Genomic DNA, 23,110 nt, shown 5'->3' on the forward strand with positions numbered 1-23,110 from the left:
ATGCCCAACCTCCATGTGACTTTTTTAACATCAACGCAGTTGCATATTTGGTACATTGATTACGTTGATTCATTTTCAACTTGTAATCATTGTACAGAAAGACTACTTTTCAGACTGTGAAGTACGTCACACGATGGAAATTTACCTAAAATTTGTGAAAGAGGTGTGAACATGCTATCAGGTAATGTAATAGCTATAACAAGTGGAAAAGGCGGAGTAGGAAAATCGACGGTTTCAACGAATCTCGCCGTATCTCTCGCAAGACAAGGAAAAAGCGTCGCTTTGATTGATTTGGACATTTACGGGTTCAGCATCCCGAAAATGATGAATGTGGACAGCCGTCCCAAAACATTTAACGGGAAAATCATTCCTGTCGAATCTCACGGAGTAAAAATCATGTCGATGGGTTTTCTTATAAAAAACAACGACCCTGTCGTCTGGCGCGGACCGATGTTAGGGAAAATGGTCGAGCATTTCAGTAAGGATGTGATGTGGGGAGAGCTGGATTACTGCATTCTCGATATGCCTCCCGGAACCGGGGACATCGCCCTCGATATGCACCTGAACATCCCGCAAAGTAAAGAAATCATTGTTACCACCCCTCATCAAACAGCATCGATTGTAGCTGAAAGAGCTGGAACAATGGCACTGAAAGCGGAGCACGATATTTTAGGCATCATTGAAAACATGTCGTACTTTCAGCCCAAAGAAAGCAGTGAAAAATACTTCTTGTTCGGAAAAGGCGGAGGGGATCTGTTAGCGGAGCGATTAGATACAGACGTTTTGGCGAAACTCCCAATCGAAGAACCAATCGAAACGTCTGAAACTCCATCCATCTACGGCGAAGATACCAGCTTATTTCACCACTACAGCCAGCTGGCAGAGGCCATAGACCAGAAATTCAAATAAAAATCCCGTCCCCTGCTTCTTTAAATCTGAAGCGAGGGACGGGATTTATAGCAAGACGGTTGTAAGTAGAAGGAAAAAGGCGGAGTTTACGATTTCTATGATTCCCAGCTGCATGATTGTCAGTTTTTTACCGTGAAGGAAAACCGCCCGAATCAAGCTTGGAACGTATGGTACCACCCACAGCCAGGATTCCTTCCAAAGAAATAGCAGAAAAATAACAAATGCATGATAACCCCATGACCACCATTTGAATCTTGTGTTTTTCTTTTCTCTTATCATTGATTTAATAAAAAATGTACTGCCTGCAAAATACAAGAATGACAACAGGGCAATATTCCATCCTTCAACAGTCAGACTGCCTGTACTCACGTAAAAACTTGCAAGCCCTCCAATACAAAATACACAAATGGCGAATAGATCATTCGCAAGTGCCCGCTCATTTTTTTTCTTTACAAAGTAGATGTTTATTAGAAAGAAAGGAATCATGGCTAAGCCGAAGAAGACCATTTGCCAGTCATAAACCAAAACGATTGCTAAAAAAAAGAATGACGCGGCTAAATAACCCAATGCCCATTTAATATAGAAGGACACCTTCTTCCCCTTCACGACCATGATCAAAGGATAAGTGGCAAGATACAAAAAGAACCAGCCAATAAACAAAGGGATGTGAATAAGGTGAAAGGTGCTTGCCGAGATTCCCAGTACGTAAGGAATCAATAGCATCGCCCAGGCACCATGTTGTTTGGGAAGGACCATTTTCACAATCATACACCTGCTTTCCTATAGATGATGCCTTAATCATACTCCTTAGAGAAAAGAGAGTGTGTGATGTAATTCACTTACTACTCCCCCATCCTTCTATATCATTAAACATATAAATCTTTCAATCATTGCAAGACGGGAGGAAATATGATGTTTGATATGAATTTCGACGAAAACCCATTTATCGTCATTTGGGAATTAACTAGAGCGTGTGAGCTTCACTGCCTTCACTGCCGGGCAGAAGCGCAGTACAAACGGCATCCGCTTGAATTGGATTTTGAAGAAGGAAAAAAACTGATAGATGACATCTATGAAATGAACAACCCGATGCTTGTGTTCACAGGCGGAGATCCGCTCATGCGGCCTGACGTATATGATATTGCTTCCTATGCGATTCAAAAAGGAGTGCGTGTCTCCATGACACCAAGCGCAACACCCAACGTCACCAAGGAGTCCATTGAGAAAGCGAAAGAAGTAGGTCTTGCTCGCTGGGCGTTCAGTCTGGACGGTCCGACAGCAGAAGTACATGACCATTTCAGAGGAACATCCGGTTCATTCGACTTGACCATGAACGCGATCAACTACATCCACGAACTTGAACTTCCTCTTCAAATCAACACCGTCATCTCCCGCTATAATGTCGACATGCTTGAAGAAATGGCCGAATTGGTAGAGGAGTTAAATTGCGTGTTGTGGAGTGTCTTCTTCCTTGTGCCGATCGGGAGAGGTAAAGAAGCAGACATGATTTCACCCGTGGAGCACGAAAAAGTATTCCGCTGGCTGAATCAATTAAGCCTCCGGGTGCCTTTCGATATAAAAACCACTGCCGCGCAGCATTACCGACGTGTGGTCATCTCAGAAAAAATGAGACAAAATAAAGATGAACAAAAAAAGATTCAATATCAGGATGCTTTACATTCAGGCAAAACTGGTCAATTTGATGGTCTGGGACGGGCACCGAGAGGAATAAATGACGGGAATGGATTTGTCTTCATCTCCCATATCGGGGACGTCTATCCCAGCGGACTTCTCCCCATCAAAGCCGGGAATGTAAGGCAGCAGCCGCTATCCGAAATTTACAGGCACTCACCTATTTTTAAAGACCTGAGAAATCCTGATAAATATAAAGGGAAATGCGGACAATGCGAATTCCGCTACGTGTGCGGAGGTTCCCGCTCAAGAGCCTATGCCCTGACAGGCGATTACATGGAAAGCGAACCAGCATGCGTGTATATACCGAAGAGCATGAGGAAAAAGAGTGTTTAGATGGTGATAATGTTAATAGTCCAAACGCAGAAAGGAGCCCTTCATGTTAAATAAAGAAGATATTAAAAAGCATCTGCAAACCGTTCCACTATTCAAGGAGTTATCCGACGATGAACTGCAGCCAATCATATCAATCTCATCTTCAAGAATATACAATGCCCGTTCGATTATTTTCATGCAGGAAGAACCTCTCGACCGTGTCTTCTTCATCCACTCCGGCATCGTGAAAATTTATAAAACCGATGCCACTGGAAAAGAACAGATTGTATCGGTACTTGAGGACGGTGAAATGTTCCCTCACGCCGGTTTTTTCAGGCAAGGGACATTTCCTGCAAACGCCGAGGTCATAAAAAAAGCGCAGCTCATCGTCACCCCCATTAAAGATTTCGAGAAAATCCTGATTCAACACCCTGAGCTTTGCATTAAGTTATTCCGGGTTCTAGGGGGTAAAATTGTCGATCTTCAAAGCCGCCTGGAAGAGAAAATTCTCCACAATACGTATGAACAGGTCATTATGCTTCTCCTGCGTCTATCAAAGTCCAATGGTGTGAAGGTTGAAAACCTGTATAAAATCACTACCCATTTTACGAACAGAGAACTCGCCAACATGATCGGCACCTCGCGTGAAACAGTCAGTAGAACTCTTAACCAGCTAAGGAAAAAAGATCTCATTGAGCTTGATGCAGAAGGGTTCTATGTGATCGACCCCGACAAACTGAAAGAGGAAATCATTCATTGATCACGGACAGGACGAGTGCTCTTTTCTGAAGAGAATGACTGTCAAAAATTCAGTTAACCCGTGATGAATTTCATTCTAATCTGTGATATGTATCACGAAAGTCTCGTTCAGTTGTTGATACGATAAAGACAGTTAAACAAGTAAAACGACAAATATGGAGGGATTAAAATGACACAAATATTCACAGAGTCATCCATAATAGGGAATATCGTCACAGAATTTCCGAAAGCAAGCGACTTTTTCAAGGCGAATCGAATCGACTTTTGCTGTGGAGGAAATCGCCCTTTAATTGAAGCGATCGAAGAAAGGAACCTTTCGTCAGAAGAAGTCCTCACCGAGTTAAATGCACTGTACGAGGAAGCCAAGAGATTGAACGAATCCACCATCAACTGGGAACAGGCTTCACTCACGGAGTTGATTCAATATATCGTCGGCAAACATCACCGTTACTTAAATGAAGAACTGCCTAAACTGACTCCATATGTGACCAAGGTACTTCGCGTTCACGGAGCACAGCACCCCCATTTAGCACAGATTCATAAACTGTTTAACCAGTTGAAGGTTGAACTTGAGCAGCATACAATCAAAGAAGAAACGGAAGACTTCCCGGCCCTTATTGCATTCGAAGAGGATCCAAAGCCTGAAAACAAGGAGAAATTATCGACCATTCTTTCTGCTTTGGAAGACGAGCATCAACATGCAGGAGATATCATAAAAGAAATACGAAAGGTCACTTATGATTTCACTCCTCCTCCAGGTGCATGCGGGACCTACCGCCTTATATATCAGCGTCTGGAAGAACTGGAATCCGATTTATTCGAGCATATCCACTTGGAAAATAATATTCTTTTCCCTCGTGCTGTACAGACGATGTAATCTGGAATAAATAATACCCCGTTTCTCCAAGAAACGGGGTATTTTCTCTTTTCATGAATGAAAGGTATCTTCTTCTGAGTTGATCATGATTGCGGCCACTTGGGTAAGCCTTGTATAGAATACCTCTCCCTCGGGAAGGTCGTTCAAACCAGTTTCTTCGAATGCTTCTTTCATGCAATGCAGCCAGCACCTTGCCCTCTCTGGAGTGATTTCAAAAGGGAGATGCCTTGCTTTCATCGCGGGTGGACCGAATTCTTCACTGTATAATGGCGGACCCCCGAGAAATTGGGTTAGAAACATGTATTGTTTTCTCATGATTTCCGACATCTCACCTTCAAACAGCGGCCTCAGATTTGAATCTCTGTAGACCTTGGGATAAAATGCCTCCACCAGTGCCTGTATCCGGTCAGGACCGATTTCATCGTATAAAGATTGAAATTTCAATTGTACCCCTCCTTGCTTCGTATCTCTTTCTCCACTATATCAGAGAGAAACCTTGCCATTTGTGACGATAATCACAGGCTCTAATAAGAGTCTTCCCATTTTTCACTGAACATGTCATACACGATATAAATACTGATACAAAGCCCCATCGTCCAGAACCCCCAGCCGAGTGTAACCTGTTCCACAATCAGATAGTTGTTACATAGCTGATTGGGAGAAAATATATAGATCCATCCCATGAGGGCGGATAAAAGGGTCATAGCGATTAGGACAACCCTCTTCGTTCCATTGGTTACTTTCGTCCAGCTGTCCCTGAGAGGAACACCGGCCAAAAATGGTAAACTGATAAACTTAAATCCTTCCATCCACATTGAAGAAAGCGCCTCATCCATTGTTCTCGGCAGTAGCCAATATGAAAAGATCAACATAAAAAGAAGAATTCCCGGCTGGCCATTTTCATTCCATCTCCTCAAGAAAGAGTTTTTTTGAAATAATGGTGCCATCAGCATGCCTGCAATGATCAAGAGCGGCATTTGCATATGCATGTGGATAATCATAACCGATTCAAGCAGCTCGGCTACTGGAGGCAGAATAAGAAAGATGAACAATAGGCTCCCGTAGAAAAAAGATTTCATCACGTTCCCTCCCTTTAATCGGCTTCCATTTTGAGATAAGAATCCACAACATCAGCCGCTCCATTTATGTCGCTATGATCCAGCACTTCCTGTAGCCTCCCCTCCCGGTCTACCAGATAGAAAGCAGAGTTATGAGTGAAATTTCCATTGTTATCAGGTATAACAATTACGCCGAAGGCATCAAGAAGTGCATTCAACTCTCCTTCATCAGTGATTCTGGCCATTCTCCATGTTTCTCCATCACTCCCGAAATAGGTTTTATATTTCGTTAAAGCTGCCGGTGTATCCTGATCAGGAGCAAAGCTGATACTCAGGAACACGATATCTTCCCCGAGAGAATCCCCCGGCACTTGCTGATAAACCTTTGCCATATTCGTTTCCAGCTGCGGACAAACGGTTGTGCAGGCAGTATAAAAGAAAGTGATAAAGACATATTTCCCTTGAAACTCATCCCATGTATAAGAGGATCCCTTGCTGTCTTCCAGCACGAGATCAGGTACTTCAGGTTTTTCATCCTGCAGGTTTAGTAATCTGGCTTCTTCTGCAGTGAAAGCTTTAAAGCCGTCAGTTCCAGTGAAAAATAAACCTAATCCGAATAGGAGCACAATAATGGTTGAGAGAAGATTTCGATCCACTTTATTCATCGTACGACCTCCTCATTTCATTCCTGTAGTTCAAGTGAAATAGAGCCGTCCCTGCAGCATCGCCGCCAGACAGCTCTATCTTTCTGATTATCACCATGTTTTGAATGGCGGGGAACCAGGTGGTGCATTCATGATGAAGTCCACGATTGGAATGACGTACCCCATGGCGACCAACAGTAGCATGATGACAATCCAGCGGCCCCATTTTTCAGTCCAATAAGGGGTTTTTCCGTCCTTGGGATCGCTGTCTGCTATTGGAAATTCCGTGTCTCCTTTTGGTGCCCAGAACATGAGGTTCAAAACGATATACACCTGCAGCAGAACACCGATGAACAGTAAGGTGCCGCCAATTGCAATGAAAAACAAGTATGGATCCCAGCTTAATGCCGTTGCATGATCGCCATATGTTGTATAGGATGTTCTGCGCGGAGAACCAAGTAAGCCGATCCAATGCATCGAAATAGCCATGAAAATCATCCCGACTGTCCAAGTGATGGTTTGAATAATTCCGAGTCTGTTCATTTCTTGTGTCAGGGTCCGTTTTGAAACATAAGGGACCAGCCAGTAACTGATACCGAAGAAAGTAAGGATGACGGAAGTTCCCACTGTTATATGAAAATGCCCTACGACCCACATCGTGTTATGAACGACTTGATTCAGCTGATTCGTTGTTTGCGCAATTCCACCCGCTCCCCCGATGATAAACGCAATCATCGCGATCATCGGAGCAAGGAATCTTACATCTTTCCACGGTAATTTTTTCAACCAGCCAAACAGTCCTCTTCCTCCTTTGTTCCGCCCGGTCCGTTCAAAGACAGCAAACATGGCATAAGCCGTCATTAATGAAGGGAAAGAAATGGCCAGACTCATAAACACATGCATATACTTAATTTCTTCTGAGATACCAGGGTCTACGATCTGATGATGGAACCCTCCAGGAATGTTCATTATGACCAATAAGATAATGACAACTCTTGTCAATGTGTCACTGAATCGTTTTCCGCCAATGATTTTAGGAACGATGACGTACCATGCCGAAACGGCCGTCAGATACCAAATATTCACCAATGTGTGCCCGAAAGCCCAGAACAGCGTCCGGCTCAGCATGACATTGATCGTATCAATCCAGCCGAAGGTCCAGGGAATAATGATGAACACTTCCAGGGCCACAGGAATACTCCCAAAGAACAGCAGGACAAACACTCCTGTGGCAAAGAAAGCAAGAATCGGAATATGTTCACCCTTGTGCTTCTTCCTCCAGTGAGCGACTGAAAGGAATGAACCGAACGCGCACATCCATACACCCAGTACGATAAAGACCAGCCCAATATAGAACAGGGGAGATGCCGCCATCGGAGGATAAAAAGTATACATGACCGATGCGTCATTTTTCAAAATCGGAATGACCGCCATCACAAGCCCCGCCACCTTCATGTAAAACCCGGTCCATGCCATTTTCCGGACCTTAGGAAGCAATCCCCCTAAGGTATGGGACAAAGCTGCGTAGAAATACCCGATTGTAAAGAACGCAGTCAGTACTAAGACAAGCAGAATACCGTGTGCAGTCAGCACTTGATAGTAATTTAACCATGGCGGTAATTGAAGCAGGCCGGCACGGTTGAGTCCTTGTAACAGCCCGAGCACTCCTCCCAGGAGGAGAGAAATAAATGCAACCAATAAGTACGTTTTGGAGAGTTTTGCATCTTGTGGAGATACCCCCAGGCTCACATGTTTATTTACGTTCATTTCCTCTTTTCTAACCAGTTCCATCGCCCTTCCCTCCTTATTCTGTCACCTTAATGGTCGTGCTCATTGCCTGATGACCCGCTCCGCAATATTCATTGCACAGTACAAGATAACTTCCGGGTTCATCAAACGTTTGAGTGATTTTCTGAATATATCCCGGCATCACCATCGCGTTAATATTTGTATCTGCTACCTGAAATCCATGTGTGACATCCTTCGAAGTTAAGATAAAATGAACAGTAGCCCCTGCAGGAACCTCAATTTCACTTGGGGTAAAATTAAACAGTTGAAGAGTCATCACCACTTCGTATTCATTGTCAGCGAGTTTCTTTACGCCGGGTTTATCAAACGGAGCTGTTTCATCCACCTGCTGTGGATCGATTGTTTCCTGGTGGCTCGGCGGTCCCATTCCGAGAGCAAATGTTTGATATCCGGTAATGAGCATAAATATGAGAATCATTCCAAAACTTGCAATCAGCCAAATTTCTTCTGCTCTACTCAGCTTCATCGTGTAAACCTCCTATACTCTTGAAAAATAAAAACCAAAAAGTAAGAGATATGTTAAAAAAATGACAAGCCCGACGATTCCAACCGAGAACCATGTACCCCATTGAACCTCTTTCGATTTCCCATCCATCTTTTTCTCCAATTCCCTCTCCCCCTTCAATTACTGAACTTATTGTCATCATACTCAATGACCATTATGTTTGAAGTGGTCTAAATCACAACTTGAGGGATTAAATGGCAAGAAATTTAATTGGTGCTTTTTCAGACACAAATAAAACATACTAACATAAGTGTTTAGTCAAAAGAAAATCCGAACAATCATTCGAAATTCTTTTTTGAAAATCGAAATTGTTCGGATTGATTATTTGACTGTATACGTAATTGTTACTTTTGGATGTAGTAAGTAGTGGTTGATTTCCGCTCCAGGTGCTCGCCTTCCACCCGAGGAAAGCGAAGTCTTGCACGGAAATCAAAAGCGGTATAGCGAGTGACCCACTAATTTTTAATTGTTCGTCATTAAAGAGTTTTTAAAGGGAATGGACTTAGTTATGTCCCAGCCTCGCTTCAATCTATTTCCCTAAGAATCCTTCATTTGATCGATGATTTTCCCTTTCACCAGATTGCAAGGAAGCGGATCAGTTTCGCTTCATGATTGTTTATTTTTCAGTCTGACGGGAAATACACACAAAAAGATGCATGTATACCTTACCCTCCAAGGAGGAGATTCTCATGAACCATGTAAAAGCATTTGCCTTAAAAGGCATCATGACCCTGGCATTGTTATCCATTGTAATGGGCTTGGGTTTTCGTCTCTCTGCAGAGAGCATTGCCCTCACCGCTGTATTATATGGAGCGATTTCTTATGGTATCGGAGACATGGCTTTCTTACATAAAACAAATAACCTACTTACCACTGCGGTTGACTTAGCACTGACATTTGTACTGGTCTTTTCAGTTGTGATCTTGTTTGAAGGTCTGAATGCCGGGATAGCAGCGTCTTCCGCCTTTATATCGGCTTTAATGATGGCAGTGGGAGAATATTTTTTTCACTTTTACATTAAAAGAAATGAGCTCGGATCCGTGAAACAGAATTCCGTATGAAGCACGTCCGCATGCTTATTGAAGAAGGGCCTATGACCCGGTAACTATGCCGCTATTTTCCGATTCCCGATCAATCTCGCCTGAACCAGGCGTTGTCTCACTGTGATCCCAATCCAGCTTGCAAGAAACGCTTTAACAAGCCCGACTACAATAAATGGATAGACTCCTGCTGCCATCGCCTGACTCCAGCTAAGATCGGCCACGAATTTCAGTTGAATGGTACCCAGGATCAACGTAATGATCATTCCGGTTGTATTGGCAATCATCGCCATGGGAATGGTAAACTTCGTCTTTTCAAGAATGAAGCCTGTAAAAAATGCTGCTACGATAAAACCGAATATGTAGCCCCCAGTAGGTCCTACGAGCACTTGTGCTCCTCCACTGAAACCTGCAAACACTGGAACACCGACGGCTCCCAGGGCTGCATAGCATACCATGGCAAATGCCCCATATCTGCTCCCGAGAATCGTCGCTGTAATACCGACGGCTAATGTTTGTCCACTGATTGGAACGAGCGGCAGTGGAATTTCGATTTGAGCGAAAATCCCCGTAATCGCAGCAAAGATGGCACAGTGAATGATCACCCTTAATTTCTCTCCGTTCACTTTCATATCCCCCTCATGTATGTAAACTATGTATAATATTAAGTTAACACAAAGTACAGGATTTAGGGAAGCTTAATTTAGTCTATGATTTCTTTAATGGCGTGCACTTTTTGGGGATCGATCCCAGACTCAAAGCAGTTGTCTTTTCGAACCCCTGACCCAAAGTGATATGCTTTTGCATGCAATTCTTTGTGTATATTCAGCATGTTTTCTGCTGTAAGGCCAGATCCCGGCATAATGAGAGGTCCCCCTTGTTTCTCATACCTTTGCATCTCTTTAACCGTCCCAATCCCTTCCCGCACCCCGGATTTCCCACCAGAGGTCAGTATGCGCTCGATGCTAACATTCGATTGAAATAACTCTTTATACAGGGATAATGGGCTGTTCGAGACGTCTATCGCCCGATGGAACGTTACGGATTGACCTTGTGACGCCTCCAGGATCTGCTCCAAGGCAGACATATCGAGTTCCCCATCCATTGTTAAAGCTCCAAATACGATTCCCCGGACTCCGATTTGATGAAAAATTTTCACCTGTTCAATTATATGGCTAAGTTCAGAGTCACTATAGGTAAACGACTTGCTATGCGGACGCAGCATTACTTGAACAGGGATGGAAACCGCATGTATTACTTTTTCAATGACGTGATAATCAGGTGTCAAACCTCCCTCATGAATGGCCGATACTAATTCAAGGCGGTCTGCTCCACAGCCCTCTGCAATCTTAGCATCTTCTTCATTCAGTACAATAACTTCCAGTTCACTCATGGAAACGTCTCCTAACGTGATTAAATTGATTAGAAAAAAATAAACATGTTGGCGTACAAGCTTGAATATCTTTTGAGTATGTGCGGAATAAAAAGGAGGAGACATATGAAGCGTCTGGCCGTATTAGTGTTATGTGTATTTGTATTAAGTGCCTGCGGGGAGAAGAAACCTGCATCGTATGAATTATGCGGGTATGGGGATATGATGGTCGTGAACGACAAAGAGTACGTAAAGGTTTCCGCCGAGAAAAAACTCACCCTTCAGGAAAAGGTTGGATCCATTAAAGAAAAGATTGAAACCAAGTATCATCCCGTCAATAATTTCACCGCCAACACGCTGGCGGAAGGTACCCCAATATATAGCGTAAAAGATCACAAGAACTATCTTATCGCCCAAATGAAGGATAATCGCTATCTATTATATGAGGAAATCAAATAAAACGGAAGGCTGTAAGCATTTGTTTACAGCCTTCCGGTTTTAATTGGTGGAATTGAGGGAAATGAGCCGGTAGACGATCGTCGTCTTCTCATCTTTCCACTCCATCTTTTCAATCCTCCCGAAACCACTCGGATCACTGTGCTTCGTTTTTTTCACATCAATGGGAAGATGCATCGGATATAGGCGGTATCCGTCCTTTTGAAGCTGAAACAGATTCTCCTCTTTTCTCACTTCTTTTCCTTTTGTCACAATCATCGTATTTAATTCCAGACCCATGCCCATCTATATGACCTCAATCCTTATTAGATTATTGATTTTTCATCCATGATATTAGCAGGGAAACGATTTCTTGATTCTTTCGGGGCGGAAAGTAGTGGGTAAACTCTTTGAAGTAATGGGACGAAACCCGCTTCCCGAGCTCCTTCAATCTTTTTTCTAATCTATATGCATGCTCGACTGAAACGTTCTGATCTTTTTCACCATGAATGATCAAGACCGGTGCCTCAAGATTTTCAAGTGAATATAGGGGAGTCCTCCACTCGTATCTTTCGGGAACTTTATTCGGACTTCCCCCGATCACCCTCTTCATCATTCTCCGCATGTCCTTTCGTTCATCATACGTCAAGAACATATCAGACACTCCTCCCCATGTGACGATGGACGTCACGTCCCTCGACTCGATCCCTGCCATCAGGGCCATGACGCCGCCCCTCGAGAATCCGAATACATGGATCCGATTCTTTGCCACCCGGGAGTGATCTTTCAACAGTTCCACTCCTGCAACAGCATCTTCACGGTCATCCCCGGCGAAATCCTCATTCCCTTCTCCCCCCAGGTTCCCCCTGTAATATGGCGCAAACACGATGAATCCGTGTGATGCGAACTGAGCGATCCTGGCGGGCCTGACCATGCCGACACCTTTGATCCCTCCTCTTAAGTAGAGGAAACCGTCGTATGTACCCTTTAAAACAGGCTCAGCCAGTAAGCCCTTCACCTTCAGTCCCGAGGATATATAGGTGATTTCATATAATTCAACCTGTGGGTTCGGAGAGGGAAACAACGTTTTCTTCACGATCATTCCGTTCTTCATATTCTCTTCCTTTCAAAACGTGCTATGGGTATTCACACAATTTTTATACTCTACATAGACTATTTTAACAAATTGAATTCACGTTGCTTTATGACCATCCTACCCTACTGCCAACTAAATAAACAAGGCGCAATTGCACTCATCCCAACTACTGAATTATCCGGAAAAAATAAAGGAGGAAGATTGAATTGAAAAAATGGATTCGAAGCGGATTAGGTATACTCCTCATTCTCATGTTGACCATCGGATTGACTGCATGTGGAGAAAAAGAGGAGGCTGTCCAAAAGGTGCGTGTTGCGGAAGTGACCCGCTCGATTTTTTACGCACCTGAATATGTAGCGATCGAAAAAGGATTCTTCAAAGAGGAAGGTCTCGACATTGAGCTGACCACCACATGGGGCGGGGATAAGACGATGACCACCCTATTATCAAACGGCGCGGATGTCGCACTGGTCGGCTCTGAAACGTCCATCTATGTCCATGCACAAGGGTCGGATGACCCTGTCATCAACTTCGCTCAATTAACCCAAACCGACGGTACGTTTCTCGTCTCCAGGGAAAAGGTGGAGAACTTCGAATGGGATCAGCTGAAGGGTTCAACCTTCCTTGGCCAGCGTAAAGGCGGCATGCCTCAAATGGTCGGGGAATTCGTATTGAAGAACCACGGCATTGATCCGAAGAACGATTTAAACCTGATCCAGAACATTGATTTCGCCAATGTTGCCAATGCCTTTGCATCTGGTACCGGCGACTACGTCCAATTATTCGAACCGACCGCCTCCATCTTTGAACAAGAAGGTAAAGGCCATATCGTCGCTTCCTTTGGCACCGAATCAGGGCATGTGCCGTACACAACCTTCATGGCGAAAGACAGTTATATGAAAGAACACAAAGAAACGGTGGAGAAATTCACGAAAGCCCTTTATAAAGCTCAGCAATGGGTGGAAGAACATTCAGCCGCCGACATCGCCAAAGTGATTGAGCCATACTTTGAAGATACGGAAGTGGACCTGATCGAAACGGTTGTCGACCGGTATAAATCACAAGGTTCGTTCGCCACAGACCCGATCCTGGATGAAGAAGAGTGGAACAATCTTCAGGCCATCATGGATGAAGCAGGAGAACTCCCTCAGTCCATCGATCACAAAACGCTCGTAAATACATCCATCGCTGAAAAAGCATCAAAGTAGTAATACCCGGGGGCTGACACACGTCAGCCCTTCAGTTGTAAAAATTTGAAAATGGAGGCTTAAAACAGTGAACTTTCTATCGATTGATTCCGTCCATCACACCTACTTCTCACCGAAAACGGCCACCCATGCCCTCACAGACATTTCATTACAGGTGGAAGAAGGGGAATTCGTCTCCTTCATCGGTCCATCGGGATGCGGAAAGACGACGCTCCTTTCCATCGTTGCCGGTCTCATTCAGCCCACAGAAGGAACCGTATCTTTACACAATAAGCCCATCAGAAATATGAAGAAGAAATTGGGTTATATGCTTCAGCAGGACTATCTGTTTCCGTGGAAGACAATTGAGGAGAACATTTTTCTCGGTTTGGCCATAATGGGGAACCTGACAGAGGACAAAAGAAGGGAAGCATATGCTTTATTGAGGGAAATGGGGCTTGAGGCTGTAGAGACGGCTTACCCACGGGAATTATCAGGGGGAATGCGTCAACGGGTCGCGCTGATCCGGACTCTCATCACCGAGCCTCAAATGCTTCTCCTGGATGAACCTTTCTCTGCACTTGATTATCAAACGAAATTGAAGTTAGAAGATCTGGTGTTTTCCACTTTGAAGTCTTTCGGAAAAACGGCCATCCTCGTCACACATGATATCGGGGAAGCGATCTCCATGAGTGACCGCATCATTCTATTCAGTTCGAAACCGGGGCGTGTCCATATCATATTCGAGGTACCACAACCGTTAAAAGGATTGATGCCCTTCGAGGTCAGAAATCATGAAGCATATCCGGAATTTTTTCAGACCATTTGGAAGGAGCTTGAAAAACTTGAATCAAGAATCGATTAAACAAAAACACCAGGAATACATTCTATCATTGAAACGTGAGCAGCGATGGGTGTGGTTTTATCAAGCCCTTATCTTCACCGTCTTCTTCTCACTGTGGGAGATTGCCAGTCGTAACAGCTGGGTGGACCCCCTCATCTTCAGTTCTCCTTCGAAAATATGGAAACTGTTCATCGTGAAATTTGTGGATGGGAGCCTTTTAGCCAACCTGTCTGTGACACTTGGAGAAACCGTCATCGGTTTCATCCTCGGCACCCTGCTCGGCACCCTGCTTGCCGCTTTACTTTGGTGGTCACCGTTTCTCTCGAAAGTACTGGATCCCTACCTTGTCATCCTGAACGCCATGCCTAAGGTCGCCCTCGGGCCGATTTTGATTGTGGGACTTGGACCGGGCTTCACCTCCATCATCGCCATGGGGACCGTCATCTCTGTCATCATCACCACCATCGTCGTCTATACATCCTTTCGGGAAGTAGATCCGAATTACTTGAAGGTGATGCAGACATTCGGGGCAAGACGGGGACAGATGTTTAAAGAAGTCATCCTTCCCGCCTCCTTCCCTACCATTATTTCGACCTTAAAAGTCAATGTAGGGCTGTCCTGGGTAGGGGTCATCGTGGGGGAATTCCTTGTGTCCGCCAAAGGGCTTGGCTACATGATCATTTACGGATTCCAAGTCTTTAACTTTACCCTTGTCCTTCTTTCCCTTCTCGTCATTGCCGTATTCGCAACCATTATGTATAAGCTCGTGGAGCAGCTCGAGAAGAAATGGATCAAGTCATAAGATCCATTTCTCTCACCTTTTTCAGTGCCGATTCCACCACCTGATCCTTCATGATGAAACTAAAGGAAGGGTCTCCGTGAATCTGTGAAAAATCACCGTTCCAAAGGACGGAACCTTCTGTTTCCAGGTAATCATCTTTTTGGATCATCTCTTCTGCTTCCGCAAAGAAGATCGTTTTGACAAACGGAGTGCGGTCAAACACCTTATATTCCCCGATGAATAGAGGCTCTTTGATCACTCCCCCCGTCTCTTCAAACGTTTCACGGGTCGCAGCTTCCTCGAGGGTCTCTCCCTGTTCCCTCTTTCCCCCTGGAAACTCGAGACCCCTTTTTTTATGGCGGGTCAATAACCATTGGCCTTTATAGCAGCAGATCACGAGGACATGATAGGATTCCTGTTGAAACTCACCCTTATGAAAAGATAATTCTACTCTTTTTCCATTTTCATCTATAAACTGTTCCATTTACGTCACCTCATCCGTACACACTTTCTTTCATCTAACCACAAATAAAAAGCATTGGTCCACAGATATTACTTCTGAACCAACACTTTTATCATTACTCGTGGTTTTCATGAGGCTTGGAATCGAGGATGCCTATGCTTTCGATGAAGGTCTTCACATCTTCATCTCCCAGCCGGTGGAGCATTTCATATACTTGATGCAGGTTTTCATCATAGGCATCATTTTCCCGGTCAAAATGATATTGAACATAAGGAACGTGTGAGCGGTAGAAACCTTGCCAGTCGACCGAGTGATTGGAATCGAACACTTCCCGGAGCTGGGTGATTTCTTCATCGGTCGCAGATATTTTAAAGTTCCATTCGGAATCCGTCGAGCTTCTTGAAATTTCACCGGTGGCCACTTCAATATAATAATCATGTCGTTCTTCGTTCATCTTCCCACTCCTTCACTGTACTTACCCTTCATTTTCCTCAATTGACGAAATTCTATTCACTTCGATTTCTTCTTTAACACTTCTACCGCTTTTCGTAAAAATTCAGGAACGGGTACTCCTGCTCTCCCGACATTCTCAATGATCGAAATCATCTCATTACATAAATAAAAAATAATCGTGGCATTACGAATAAAGCGTTGATTTGTTAGTATAGTATCAATAAGGTGAGCTACGGTAACGAGCGCGAAGATCAGCACTTTCCGGCCGATCCCTTTCACCCCGAATTTGCTTGACAGCATACCTTCGATCCCGCTCGCAATCATCCCCGTGAAGTAATCGAGGGTCACGGCGATCAATAAAAACGTAATCAACATGTCCCACTCTCCGAATAGAGTAAGTATAATGGCACTAAGACCCGACCCAACGAACAGCATGCTTTTCTCCAATTAAAGCATCTCCTTTTCTAGTGGCTGGTTTATCGCAGACAACCTGTTCATCTCTTGGAGCAACGTTGCTCCGGCTGTGGCAGAACGCCTTTCCATGGTTAAAAATTCCGATAAAAGGGTAAAGACAAATAAGAGTTGTCCTAGCATAATATGTAGAGTAATTCATAAACGTTCATGATAAAATGGAACAAAAGGGAGGTGATGTGCATGAAGTTGATCGAAGAGATTTACGAAATGTACCGTGGAAGAATCAAAGGTACCGACGAAGACTTAGACCTCATTGCCCTTACAATCTTAGAAGATACATCCAGGAATGAACTATTGGAAATGATCCAGGAAATGGAAACAGAAGAATTACAATACTTCTTCCGCTTATACATATTTGAAACATTGAAAGAAAAATGGTCCAGCAGCGAAGAACGGGTGAGGTTGGAGAAGAAGAGCTTACATTAAACAAGTGCAATTAAAAAGCGTTGCTCCGATTACCCGGAGCAACGCTTTTTTCATGCTTTTGTGTCAACTGCATGTCCTTTACTTGGATGCTGTGCAGGTTGACTGGCCTGCATATCCCTCATCATCACCGTGACTTGTGCCGTTTGAGTCGCCATTTGGCTCTTAAGCAGATTCATACTGAGCGTCCTCTGAAGCTCTGCCACCTGTTTCCCCATCATAGAAGACATTTCCATGGTATCTTCCCCCTCGCTTCGTCTGTCAAGAATGGTGCATACTATATTCAGAATAACAAAGTTCCAATGGAAAACATAGGAAACGTCATAGAAATGTTGTTTTTTCTCCTGAATGGCTGATCTTTCTATGGTAAAATAGTGAAAAAAAGGGGGTTGCATGATGTCAATGACTCTTGTTCTGATCATTGCGGTTGTCATTTGTATCCTGGTGATTTTCGTCAGTGCCCTTACAACGTCCAAAGCCTATACAACCGTTAAACATACAGTTGATCCACTCGAAAACAATCCTCACCTCCAACAGATGAAACAGGACGAGGAAAAGGAACATAAAGAGTAAACAGTAAAAAACCACCGTTCAATCATGAACGGTGGTTTTTCTTTATGCGAATACTTGCTTCAATTCTTCATTGCTCTGACTCAACCAGAAACGCATCAGTTTCTTGGCTCCTTCTAAATCATGAAGCTTCGCCTGCCCGCATTGCTTTTCATTGGCTGCAGGGATTTCCTCGATTTCTACCGCTTCTTTCATCGTCGCGTTCAACAGGTCGATGATCTCTTCCACTTTCGGCTCCCCGCTGACGACTAAATAATATCCCGTTTGGCAACCCATCGGAGAAATATCAATGATATCAAAATGAGCATATGGCTCAGCATATTTACGGATCGTGAAGGCTAATAAATGCTCAAGAGTATGAATGGAATCAGGTTTCATCGCTTGTTTGTTCGGCTGACAGAAACGGATATCAAACTTATTCACAAGTCCGTCGCTTCCTACTTTATGCACACCACAATGTCTGACGAATGGAGCTTTCACTGCATTATGATCTAATTCAAAGCTTTCTACTGAAGGCATTAAAATCACTCCCATTTAGTTTCTACTTCATAGTATAACGTAAATTCATAGTTATTTCATCAACTTAATCTGAATTAGGCAAAAAAACCATTCCCCCCCGGTCTGACAGGCCAAAACCTTTCAATCCCCCTCCAGAGTCTGATATAGTAAAAGAAAATCAACGGGGAGACGAATCATGAAACGAATATTGTTAGTCATATTCAAGATATACCAGCGCGTCATCTCTCCTCTTAAACCCCCTACTTGCCGTTTTTATCCTACCTGCTCTCATTACGGTGTCGAGGCCGTGAGCCGGTTTGGCGCACTCAAGGGCGGCTGGCTGACGATCAAGCGGATTGTAAAATGCCATCCATTTCATCCTGGAGGGATCGACCACGTGCCGGAAGAATGGCCAGGGCAAAAAGATAAATGATTCAGACTGGCTCCAAATGGGGAGGCAGTCTTTTTTTTATAAAAACAATCCATTTATCTTGCTAATTCCCCATATCGGTAGTAAAATAACCTTTGTGCTAAATCGTAATCATTACAGTTAAGACTTAAAAAGGAGGATTCCTCTTGAACTATATTCGCATGGGTTTGCTATTATTATTGATTTTCGTATTGTCTGCTTGCGGAGCCGACTCCGGTGAGGACGGCAAAAAGAAAGATGTGTTAGAGATTTACACGACGGTCTATCCACTGGAGGATTTCACGAAAAAAATCGGCGGGGATTATGTGGACGTTGAAAGCATCTACCCTCCTGGTGCCGATGAACATACCTTCGAACCGTCTCAGAAAGATATGATGAAGATGGCCGATGGGGACGTTTTCTTCTATGTTGGGATGGGCCTTGAAGGATTCGTTGAAAACTCCAAATCATTATTAGAAAATGAAGACGTTACTGTGGTACCGGCAAGTAAAGGAATCGAAGTGCCTCATGAAGAAGGTGCTGATGAACACGACCATGACGGCCATAACCACGATGTGAACCCTCACGTCTGGCTGGATCCCGTGTATTCGAAGGAAATGGCCAAGAATATCGCCGACACCCTCTCGAAGGAAATGCCCGAGCATAAAGATGAGTTCCAGGAGAATCTTAAAACGTTGTCGAGTGACCTGGACGAGTTGGACTCTGAGTTCAAAAAGATGGCTGACAACGCACCAAAGAAGACATTTTACGTGTCCCACGCAGCCTACAGCTATTGGGAAGAACGCTACGGACTTCACCAGGAAGCCATCGCCGGCTTAAATGCTGCCAATGAACCGTCCCAGCAGGAACTGAAGAACATCATTGAAAAAGGAAAAAAAGACAACGTTCAATACATTCTCTTTGAACAGAACGTCTCTTCACGCCTGACAGAAGTCGTTCAAAATGAATTGGGTGCCAAGTCACTGACGCTTCATAATTTATCCGTCCTTACAGCAGATGATCGAAAAAAGGATGAGGATTATTTTTCATTGATGAAAAGAAACATTGAAACGTTGAAAAAAGCCTTGCAATAAGAGCAGCCACCGTGGCTGCCCTTTTTTTATGTGGTATACGAAGCCCTCCCTCCTAAAAAACGTGAATATTATTTTCCATTAAGTGGACAATAAGGAAATGTTAAAGACTAGTAAGGGAGATTTGAAAATGGATGAATTAGTAATCGCTCGTTCCATGTTTGGGATCACAATGGGATTTCATATCATTTTTGCCACACTTGGAGTGGGTATTCCGTTAATGATCCTTGTTGCCGAAATTATGTTTCAACGGACCAATGACCTTGATTATTCGGTGATGGCAAAGCGCTGGACCAAAGCGTTTGCCGTTCTGTTAGGGGTGGGTATCCCAACCGGGACGATCGCTGGCGTTCAACTGTCACTCCTTTGGCCGGGCTTCATGGAGGTCATCGGGCGCGTCATGGCCCTCCCGTTTCAAATTGAAATCTATGCTTTCTTTGTTGAAGCATTGTTTATGTCCATTTATGTGTATGCAGCCAGTCGCATCGCCCCATGGATGAGGATTGTGAGCCTGGTCCTTGTCGCCATCGGCGGTCTTGCTTCAGCTGTACTCATTACCAATGTACATGCGTTTGAAGGAACGCCTGCCGGATTTGAAATCATAAACGGGCAAATTACCAATGTAGATCCGTGGAAGGCATTCTTTAATCCAAGTTTCTTCGTGACAGCCGGACACGTGGCGTTATCGGCCTATGTAGTGGGGTCGTTTACGATTGCAACCGTATCCGCTTTTAAAATGCTCCGATCTTCATTCGGATCGAGAATTTATGCCTTTCACCGCAAGTCGCTCATGATTTGCTTATTAGTCGGTGGTGTTTTCGCATTCTTGACCGCAATCAATGGTCACGAATCTGCCCAGAAGCTCCATGAGTATCAGCCTGAGAAATTAGCTGCCGCCGAAGGTCTGTTCGAAACCCAGACTCATGCTCCACTTTCCGTTGGAGGATTCACCGACCCTGTCACACAAGAAGTAAAGTGGGGGATCGAAATTCCATGGGCACTCAGTTTCCTTGCCGGGAACAGTTTCGATACGGAAGTGATTGGATTGAACGACTTCCCTGAAGAATATTGGCCGCCTCTATTCGTCCATACCCTATTCAACGCGATGGTCGGGATCGGCTCACTGCTTATCTTACTGTCACTGGTCGCCTATGTATGGAACAAGTTACTGAAAAAGGACCGATTCCCGAAATGGCTGATGTGGGCGTTCGTTGCAGGTGGACCGCTGTCGATCATGGCCATCGAATTCGGTTGGATCTTCGCCTGTACCGGCCGACAGCCTTGGACGATTTATCGTATCCTCAGTACGGAAGACTCGGTGACCACTTCAGGGAACTTAGGAACCCTTTTCATACTATTCGTATCCGTTTATGCGATTTTGGCCGTGTCCGTCGTTCTGGTTCTTCTCTATTATTTCAAACGGAATCCACCTGAAAAGGATATTAATAAAGCAGAAGCGAGTCACAAGGATATTCCTTTATCAACTTAAACAGCTGGAGGTGAAGATATGACTCAATCATTGATTGCCATTACGATCCTATGGGGATTCGTCTTTATCTATGCCGTCATGGCGACGATGGATTTCGGCGCAGGGTTCTGGTCGATGATCTACATCAATCATGATAAAACGAAAGCGACAAACATTGCCAATCGCTATTTGTCCCCGACCTGGGAGGTCACCAATACATTCATCGTAGCCCTGGTCGTCGCCGTGTACAGTATGTTCCCTGGAGCCGCCTATTCATTGGGAACCGTTCTACTTGTTCCCGGAAGTTTGATTCTTTTGCTTCTGGCCCTGCGGAGTGCCTTCCTTGTATTCTCTCATGTCGCAGATGACTACAGAAAGCCGCTGACCTACGTAACGGGGATCACCGGCTTATTGATTCCGGGCCTGCTCATCAGCGTATTGCCCATTTCCCACGGACCTTATATTGACTTCAGCGACGGCCAGACCCTTCACCTGGGAAAATTGTTCACTAGTCCACATGAATATGCTTTCTTCGGATTCGCCGTCGCGAGTACGCTATTTCTGTCCTCTCTGCTTCTCGCTGACTACTCCAAGGCTTCAAAGGAATTTGAAGCCTTCAAAGTTTATCGCCGGGATGCTCTGATCATCGGTCCCATTTCGGTTATCATGGCCTTTCTCATCATGTTTACCATGAAACATGAGGCAGCATGGATTTATGACCGGATGATGGAAGATTTGCCGCTACTATGGGTTTCCCTTCTCGGGTTCCTCGTCGCGGGAGGTGCTTTGTTCCTGCCGACGAACAAAGAAGGGATGAAAGGGATGCCCAGGGTGGCCGTCATTGCGGTTACCTTTCAATATGTCCTGGCGAGTTATGTGTACGGTAAGGCACATTTACCTTATATCATCTATCCTGAGGTCACGATCCAATCGGGTTTTACCGATCCCAACTCCTTTAAGGCTGTATTCATCACCTACATCGTCGGGTTCATCATCCTGTTCCCTGGTTTTGTCTACTTCTGGAGTTTATTCATGAATGATAAACGGTATTTACGGCAAAAAAGTGAATGAATCTGCTCCGGGACTCCCGGAGCTTTTTTCATTCCTATCCATCAGGTAGATTAGTTGCCTATCCGCACTCCTACACTTTACACTTACGATAGAACCTGATTGAAAGGATGATGGAAGATGGCACAATCGATTAAAGGCAAAACGGCTTATATTACGGGGGCTGCCCGCGGAATCGGAAAGGCGACTGCATTAGAGCTTGCCCGTGAAGGCGTGCATGTCGGGTTGATCGCACGCACAGAAAGCACCCTGGCAAAAGTGGCAGAGGAAGCTCGATCCCTTGGAGTGAAAGCCAGTGTGGCTGTAGCGGATATTTCCGATATGGACCAAGTGGATATGGCCGTTTCAAAACTTAAAAATGACCTGGGTCCTGCAGACATCTTAATCAATAACGCAGGTATCGGAACGTACGGTCCATTCCTCGAAATCAATCCGGAAGAGTGGAAACGGACCTTTGAGGTCAATGTATTCGGCACCTATTATGTCACCCGTGCCGTCCTGCCCCAGCTGATCGAGAAGAACCGGGGGGACATCATCAATATCTCTTCAAGCAGCGGCTTGAAAGGCACTGAGGGAAGCACGGCATACAGTGGATCCAAGTTCGCCGTCCAAGGGATGACGGAGGCGCTGATGCAGGAAGTCCGAAAACATAACATCCGTGTCATGACCTTGAATCCTAGCCTGGTGGCAACGGACCTGACCTTTGGAGACAAGCTTGAGGAAGCTGACAAAGAAAAGTATATGCAGCCCGAGGATTTGGCAGAGCATATGGTATCACAGCTGAAATTACACCAGAGGATCTTTATCAAACAATCCCTTCAGTGGGCCACGAATCCGTTTTAAATGAAAGAAAGCCAGGGAGCATGTGCT

The 23,110-nt window shown here is 44.6% G+C and carries 32 protein-coding genes; 16 read left to right on the plus strand and 16 right to left on the minus strand.

Annotation, left to right across the window (positions count from 1 at the left end):
- The first annotated feature begins 171 nt into the window (after window positions 1–171).
- A complete protein-coding gene (locus AC0VXY_RS17950; RefSeq protein ID WP_475526086.1) occupies window positions 172–909 on the plus strand; it encodes an Mrp/NBP35 family ATP-binding protein in 738 nt (245 codons plus the stop codon).
- A 45-nt stretch (window positions 910–954) separates the two neighbouring features.
- Here the strand turns inward: AC0VXY_RS17950 and AC0VXY_RS17955 are convergent, their stop codons facing one another.
- Complete coding sequence (locus AC0VXY_RS17955; protein ID WP_475526087.1) at window positions 955–1,677, minus strand: YwiC-like family protein; 723 nt, start codon at window positions 1,675–1,677, stop codon at window positions 955–957.
- Window positions 1,678–1,821: 144 nt separating this feature from the next.
- On the opposite strand from AC0VXY_RS17955, the gene AC0VXY_RS17960 reads away from it, so the two are divergent.
- The 3 genes from AC0VXY_RS17960 to ric all read left to right on the plus strand — a co-directional run bounded on the left by AC0VXY_RS17960 (window position 1,822) and on the right by ric (window position 4,552).
- The gene (locus tag AC0VXY_RS17960; protein ID WP_475527896.1) at window positions 1,822–2,937 is read left to right on the plus strand and encodes a TIGR04053 family radical SAM/SPASM domain-containing protein; all 1,116 of its coding nucleotides are present in this window, start codon (window positions 1,822–1,824) and stop codon (window positions 2,935–2,937) included.
- Between the two features lie 43 nt (window positions 2,938–2,980).
- The gene (locus tag AC0VXY_RS17965) at window positions 2,981–3,676 is read left to right on the plus strand and encodes a Crp/Fnr family transcriptional regulator (RefSeq protein WP_475526088.1); all 696 of its coding nucleotides are present in this window, start codon (window positions 2,981–2,983) and stop codon (window positions 3,674–3,676) included.
- Between the two features lie 168 nt (window positions 3,677–3,844).
- Window positions 3,845–4,552, plus strand: a complete 708-nt coding sequence (gene ric, locus AC0VXY_RS17970; RefSeq protein WP_475526089.1) for an iron-sulfur cluster repair di-iron protein — start codon at window positions 3,845–3,847, stop codon at window positions 4,550–4,552.
- Between the two features lie 51 nt (window positions 4,553–4,603).
- Here ric and AC0VXY_RS17975 read toward each other — a convergent pair whose 3' ends face one another.
- The 6 genes from AC0VXY_RS17975 to AC0VXY_RS18000 form a co-directional block, all read right to left on the minus strand.
- Complete coding sequence (locus AC0VXY_RS17975) at window positions 4,604–4,996, minus strand: globin domain-containing protein (RefSeq protein WP_475526090.1); 393 nt, start codon at window positions 4,994–4,996, stop codon at window positions 4,604–4,606.
- Window positions 4,997–5,076: 80 nt separating this feature from the next.
- Window positions 5,077–5,631: a hypothetical protein gene (locus AC0VXY_RS17980; RefSeq protein WP_475526091.1), complete on the minus strand. Its 555-nt coding sequence runs from the start codon at window positions 5,629–5,631 to the stop codon at window positions 5,077–5,079.
- Window positions 5,632–5,645: 14 nt separating this feature from the next.
- On the minus strand, window positions 5,646–6,275 hold the full coding sequence (locus AC0VXY_RS17985) for an SCO family protein (protein WP_435989545.1): 630 nt from the start codon (window positions 6,273–6,275) through the stop codon (window positions 5,646–5,648).
- A gap of 90 nt (window positions 6,276–6,365) precedes the next feature.
- A complete protein-coding gene (locus AC0VXY_RS17990) occupies window positions 6,366–8,045 on the minus strand; it encodes a cbb3-type cytochrome c oxidase subunit I (RefSeq protein WP_475526092.1) in 1,680 nt (559 codons plus the stop codon).
- Window positions 8,046–8,058: 13 nt separating this feature from the next.
- Window positions 8,059–8,529 carry a cytochrome c oxidase subunit II gene (locus AC0VXY_RS17995; protein WP_475526093.1) on the minus strand — a complete coding sequence of 157 codons (471 nt, stop codon included), beginning with the start codon at window positions 8,527–8,529 and terminating at the stop codon, window positions 8,059–8,061.
- A gap of 12 nt (window positions 8,530–8,541) precedes the next feature.
- Window positions 8,542–8,670, minus strand: a complete 129-nt coding sequence (locus tag AC0VXY_RS18000; protein WP_268876385.1) for a hypothetical protein — start codon at window positions 8,668–8,670, stop codon at window positions 8,542–8,544.
- A gap of 587 nt (window positions 8,671–9,257) precedes the next feature.
- Here AC0VXY_RS18000 and AC0VXY_RS18005 point away from each other — a divergent pair.
- Entirely contained in the window at window positions 9,258–9,629 is a 372-nt protein-coding gene (locus AC0VXY_RS18005) for a DUF2512 family protein (protein ID WP_475526094.1), read from the plus strand.
- A gap of 44 nt (window positions 9,630–9,673) precedes the next feature.
- Here AC0VXY_RS18005 and AC0VXY_RS18010 read toward each other — a convergent pair whose 3' ends face one another.
- On the minus strand, window positions 9,674–10,240 hold the full coding sequence (locus AC0VXY_RS18010) for a biotin transporter BioY (protein ID WP_475526095.1): 567 nt from the start codon (window positions 10,238–10,240) through the stop codon (window positions 9,674–9,676).
- Between the two features lie 71 nt (window positions 10,241–10,311).
- Window positions 10,312–11,001 (minus strand): copper homeostasis protein CutC, encoded by a 690-nt coding sequence (locus AC0VXY_RS18015; RefSeq protein WP_475526096.1) that lies wholly within the window; start codon window positions 10,999–11,001, stop codon window positions 10,312–10,314.
- 105 nt (window positions 11,002–11,106) lie between these two features.
- Between AC0VXY_RS18015 and AC0VXY_RS18020 the strand changes: the two genes are divergently transcribed.
- Complete coding sequence (locus AC0VXY_RS18020) at window positions 11,107–11,439, plus strand: hypothetical protein (protein ID WP_435989539.1); 333 nt, start codon at window positions 11,107–11,109, stop codon at window positions 11,437–11,439.
- A gap of 39 nt (window positions 11,440–11,478) precedes the next feature.
- Here AC0VXY_RS18020 and AC0VXY_RS18025 read toward each other — a convergent pair whose 3' ends face one another.
- Together AC0VXY_RS18025 and AC0VXY_RS18030 are read right to left on the minus strand one after the other, a co-directional pair.
- Window positions 11,479–11,721, minus strand: a complete 243-nt coding sequence (locus AC0VXY_RS18025) for a DUF2584 domain-containing protein (RefSeq protein ID WP_079534072.1) — start codon at window positions 11,719–11,721, stop codon at window positions 11,479–11,481.
- Window positions 11,722–11,746: 25 nt separating this feature from the next.
- A complete protein-coding gene (locus AC0VXY_RS18030; RefSeq protein WP_475527897.1) occupies window positions 11,747–12,517 on the minus strand; it encodes an alpha/beta hydrolase family protein in 771 nt (256 codons plus the stop codon).
- Window positions 12,518–12,762: 245 nt separating this feature from the next.
- On the opposite strand from AC0VXY_RS18030, the gene AC0VXY_RS18035 reads away from it, so the two are divergent.
- The 3 genes from AC0VXY_RS18035 (at window position 12,763) to AC0VXY_RS18045 (ending at window position 15,344) form a co-directional block, all read left to right on the plus strand.
- Entirely contained in the window at window positions 12,763–13,719 is a 957-nt protein-coding gene (locus AC0VXY_RS18035) for an ABC transporter substrate-binding protein (protein ID WP_435994393.1), read from the plus strand.
- A 67-nt stretch (window positions 13,720–13,786) separates the two neighbouring features.
- Entirely contained in the window at window positions 13,787–14,563 is a 777-nt protein-coding gene (locus tag AC0VXY_RS18040) for an ABC transporter ATP-binding protein (protein ID WP_475526097.1), read from the plus strand.
- Window positions 14,535–15,344: an ABC transporter permease gene (locus AC0VXY_RS18045; protein ID WP_475526098.1), complete on the plus strand. Its 810-nt coding sequence runs from the start codon at window positions 14,535–14,537 to the stop codon at window positions 15,342–15,344. Before AC0VXY_RS18040 ends, AC0VXY_RS18045 begins: the two co-directional genes overlap by 29 nt.
- Here the strand turns inward: AC0VXY_RS18045 and ytkD are convergent.
- From ytkD to AC0VXY_RS18060, 3 genes are all read right to left on the minus strand, one after another.
- Entirely contained in the window at window positions 15,334–15,807 is a 474-nt protein-coding gene (gene ytkD, locus AC0VXY_RS18050; RefSeq protein ID WP_475526099.1) for an RNA deprotection pyrophosphohydrolase, read from the minus strand. The two genes, AC0VXY_RS18045 and ytkD, sit on opposite strands and share 11 nt — an antisense overlap.
- Before the next feature lie 94 nt (window positions 15,808–15,901).
- Window positions 15,902–16,240 carry a hydrolase gene (locus tag AC0VXY_RS18055; protein WP_435989535.1) on the minus strand — a complete coding sequence of 113 codons (339 nt, stop codon included), beginning with the start codon at window positions 16,238–16,240 and terminating at the stop codon, window positions 15,902–15,904.
- Between the two features lie 56 nt (window positions 16,241–16,296).
- Window positions 16,297–16,686, minus strand: a complete 390-nt coding sequence (locus tag AC0VXY_RS18060) for a phage holin family protein (protein WP_475526100.1) — start codon at window positions 16,684–16,686, stop codon at window positions 16,297–16,299.
- Window positions 16,687–16,893: 207 nt separating this feature from the next.
- Here AC0VXY_RS18060 and AC0VXY_RS18065 point away from each other — a divergent pair, with 207 nt between their 5' ends.
- Entirely contained in the window at window positions 16,894–17,139 is a 246-nt protein-coding gene (locus AC0VXY_RS18065; protein ID WP_475526101.1) for a DUF6154 family protein, read from the plus strand.
- Window positions 17,140–17,189: 50 nt separating this feature from the next.
- Here AC0VXY_RS18065 and AC0VXY_RS18070 read toward each other — a convergent pair whose 3' ends face one another.
- Window positions 17,190–17,372 (minus strand): hypothetical protein, encoded by a 183-nt coding sequence (locus tag AC0VXY_RS18070; protein WP_435989533.1) that lies wholly within the window; start codon window positions 17,370–17,372, stop codon window positions 17,190–17,192.
- Window positions 17,373–17,529: 157 nt separating this feature from the next.
- Between AC0VXY_RS18070 and ytzI the strand changes: the two genes are divergently transcribed.
- Complete coding sequence (gene ytzI / locus AC0VXY_RS18075; RefSeq protein WP_435989532.1) at window positions 17,530–17,709, plus strand: YtzI protein; 180 nt, start codon at window positions 17,530–17,532, stop codon at window positions 17,707–17,709.
- Window positions 17,710–17,751: 42 nt separating this feature from the next.
- On the opposite strand, the gene AC0VXY_RS18080 is transcribed toward ytzI, so the two are convergent.
- Entirely contained in the window at window positions 17,752–18,225 is a 474-nt protein-coding gene (locus AC0VXY_RS18080) for an S-ribosylhomocysteine lyase (RefSeq protein WP_098439263.1), read from the minus strand.
- A gap of 175 nt (window positions 18,226–18,400) precedes the next feature.
- On the opposite strand from AC0VXY_RS18080, the gene yidD reads away from it, so the two are divergent.
- From yidD to AC0VXY_RS18105, 5 genes are all read left to right on the plus strand, one after another.
- Window positions 18,401–18,637 carry a membrane protein insertion efficiency factor YidD gene (gene yidD / locus AC0VXY_RS18085; protein ID WP_435989530.1) on the plus strand — a complete coding sequence of 79 codons (237 nt, stop codon included), beginning with the start codon at window positions 18,401–18,403 and terminating at the stop codon, window positions 18,635–18,637.
- A 143-nt stretch (window positions 18,638–18,780) separates the two neighbouring features.
- Window positions 18,781–19,707 carry a metal ABC transporter substrate-binding protein gene (locus AC0VXY_RS18090; RefSeq protein ID WP_475526102.1) on the plus strand — a complete coding sequence of 309 codons (927 nt, stop codon included), beginning with the start codon at window positions 18,781–18,783 and terminating at the stop codon, window positions 19,705–19,707.
- A gap of 127 nt (window positions 19,708–19,834) precedes the next feature.
- Window positions 19,835–21,193 carry a cytochrome ubiquinol oxidase subunit I gene (locus tag AC0VXY_RS18095; RefSeq protein WP_079534053.1) on the plus strand — a complete coding sequence of 453 codons (1,359 nt, stop codon included), beginning with the start codon at window positions 19,835–19,837 and terminating at the stop codon, window positions 21,191–21,193.
- An 18-nt stretch (window positions 21,194–21,211) separates the two neighbouring features.
- On the plus strand, window positions 21,212–22,243 hold the full coding sequence (locus tag AC0VXY_RS18100; RefSeq protein WP_435989528.1) for a cytochrome d ubiquinol oxidase subunit II: 1,032 nt from the start codon (window positions 21,212–21,214) through the stop codon (window positions 22,241–22,243).
- Window positions 22,244–22,360: 117 nt separating this feature from the next.
- Window positions 22,361–23,083, plus strand: a complete 723-nt coding sequence (locus AC0VXY_RS18105; RefSeq protein ID WP_435989527.1) for a 3-ketoacyl-ACP reductase — start codon at window positions 22,361–22,363, stop codon at window positions 23,081–23,083.
- Window positions 23,084–23,110: the final 27 nt, after the last annotated feature.

The organism is Rossellomorea sp. QJM3NY_18 (assembly GCF_056173145.1).

What these genes read in the sequence shown, in the direction of transcription:
- AC0VXY_RS17980 (WP_475526091.1), bottom strand. Translation starts at nt 5,631, where the DNA reads ATGAAATCTTTTTTCTACGGGAGCCTATTGTTCATCTTTCTTATTCTG.
- ric (WP_475526089.1), top strand. Translation starts at nt 3,845, where the DNA reads ATGACACAAATATTCACAGAGTCATCCATAATAGGGAATATCGTCACA.
- AC0VXY_RS18035 (WP_435994393.1), top strand. Translation starts at nt 12,763, where the DNA reads ATGTTGACCATCGGATTGACTGCATGTGGAGAAAAAGAGGAGGCTGTC.
- AC0VXY_RS18015 (WP_475526096.1), bottom strand. Translation starts at nt 11,001, where the DNA reads ATGAGTGAACTGGAAGTTATTGTACTGAATGAAGAAGATGCTAAGATT.
- ytzI (WP_435989532.1), top strand. Translation starts at nt 17,530, where the DNA reads ATGATGTCAATGACTCTTGTTCTGATCATTGCGGTTGTCATTTGTATC.
- AC0VXY_RS18030 (WP_475527897.1), bottom strand. Translation starts at nt 12,517, where the DNA reads ATGATCGTGAAGAAAACGTTGTTTCCCTCTCCGAACCCACAGGTTGAA.
- AC0VXY_RS18025 (WP_079534072.1), bottom strand. Translation starts at nt 11,721, where the DNA reads ATGGGCATGGGTCTGGAATTAAATACGATGATTGTGACAAAAGGAAAA.
- AC0VXY_RS17950 (WP_475526086.1), top strand. Translation starts at nt 172, where the DNA reads ATGCTATCAGGTAATGTAATAGCTATAACAAGTGGAAAAGGCGGAGTA.
- AC0VXY_RS17990 (WP_475526092.1), bottom strand. Translation starts at nt 8,045, where the DNA reads ATGGAACTGGTTAGAAAAGAGGAAATGAACGTAAATAAACATGTGAGC.
- AC0VXY_RS18095 (WP_079534053.1), top strand. Translation starts at nt 19,835, where the DNA reads ATGGATGAATTAGTAATCGCTCGTTCCATGTTTGGGATCACAATGGGA.
- AC0VXY_RS18100 (WP_435989528.1), top strand. Translation starts at nt 21,212, where the DNA reads ATGACTCAATCATTGATTGCCATTACGATCCTATGGGGATTCGTCTTT.
- AC0VXY_RS17965 (WP_475526088.1), top strand. Translation starts at nt 2,981, where the DNA reads ATGTTAAATAAAGAAGATATTAAAAAGCATCTGCAAACCGTTCCACTA.
- ytkD (WP_475526099.1), bottom strand. Translation starts at nt 15,807, where the DNA reads ATGGAACAGTTTATAGATGAAAATGGAAAAAGAGTAGAATTATCTTTT.
- AC0VXY_RS18020 (WP_435989539.1), top strand. Translation starts at nt 11,107, where the DNA reads ATGAAGCGTCTGGCCGTATTAGTGTTATGTGTATTTGTATTAAGTGCC.
- AC0VXY_RS17985 (WP_435989545.1), bottom strand. Translation starts at nt 6,275, where the DNA reads ATGAATAAAGTGGATCGAAATCTTCTCTCAACCATTATTGTGCTCCTA.
- AC0VXY_RS18070 (WP_435989533.1), bottom strand. Translation starts at nt 17,372, where the DNA reads ATGGAAATGTCTTCTATGATGGGGAAACAGGTGGCAGAGCTTCAGAGG.
- AC0VXY_RS18010 (WP_475526095.1), bottom strand. Translation starts at nt 10,240, where the DNA reads ATGAAAGTGAACGGAGAGAAATTAAGGGTGATCATTCACTGTGCCATC.
- AC0VXY_RS17955 (WP_475526087.1), bottom strand. Translation starts at nt 1,677, where the DNA reads ATGATTGTGAAAATGGTCCTTCCCAAACAACATGGTGCCTGGGCGATG.
- AC0VXY_RS18065 (WP_475526101.1), top strand. Translation starts at nt 16,894, where the DNA reads ATGAAGTTGATCGAAGAGATTTACGAAATGTACCGTGGAAGAATCAAA.
- AC0VXY_RS18105 (WP_435989527.1), top strand. Translation starts at nt 22,361, where the DNA reads ATGGCACAATCGATTAAAGGCAAAACGGCTTATATTACGGGGGCTGCC.
- AC0VXY_RS17995 (WP_475526093.1), bottom strand. Translation starts at nt 8,529, where the DNA reads ATGAAGCTGAGTAGAGCAGAAGAAATTTGGCTGATTGCAAGTTTTGGA.
- AC0VXY_RS18080 (WP_098439263.1), bottom strand. Translation starts at nt 18,225, where the DNA reads ATGCCTTCAGTAGAAAGCTTTGAATTAGATCATAATGCAGTGAAAGCT.
- yidD (WP_435989530.1), top strand. Translation starts at nt 18,401, where the DNA reads ATGAAACGAATATTGTTAGTCATATTCAAGATATACCAGCGCGTCATC.
- AC0VXY_RS18005 (WP_475526094.1), top strand. Translation starts at nt 9,258, where the DNA reads ATGAACCATGTAAAAGCATTTGCCTTAAAAGGCATCATGACCCTGGCA.
- AC0VXY_RS18055 (WP_435989535.1), bottom strand. Translation starts at nt 16,240, where the DNA reads ATGAACGAAGAACGACATGATTATTATATTGAAGTGGCCACCGGTGAA.
- AC0VXY_RS17960 (WP_475527896.1), top strand. Translation starts at nt 1,822, where the DNA reads ATGTTTGATATGAATTTCGACGAAAACCCATTTATCGTCATTTGGGAA.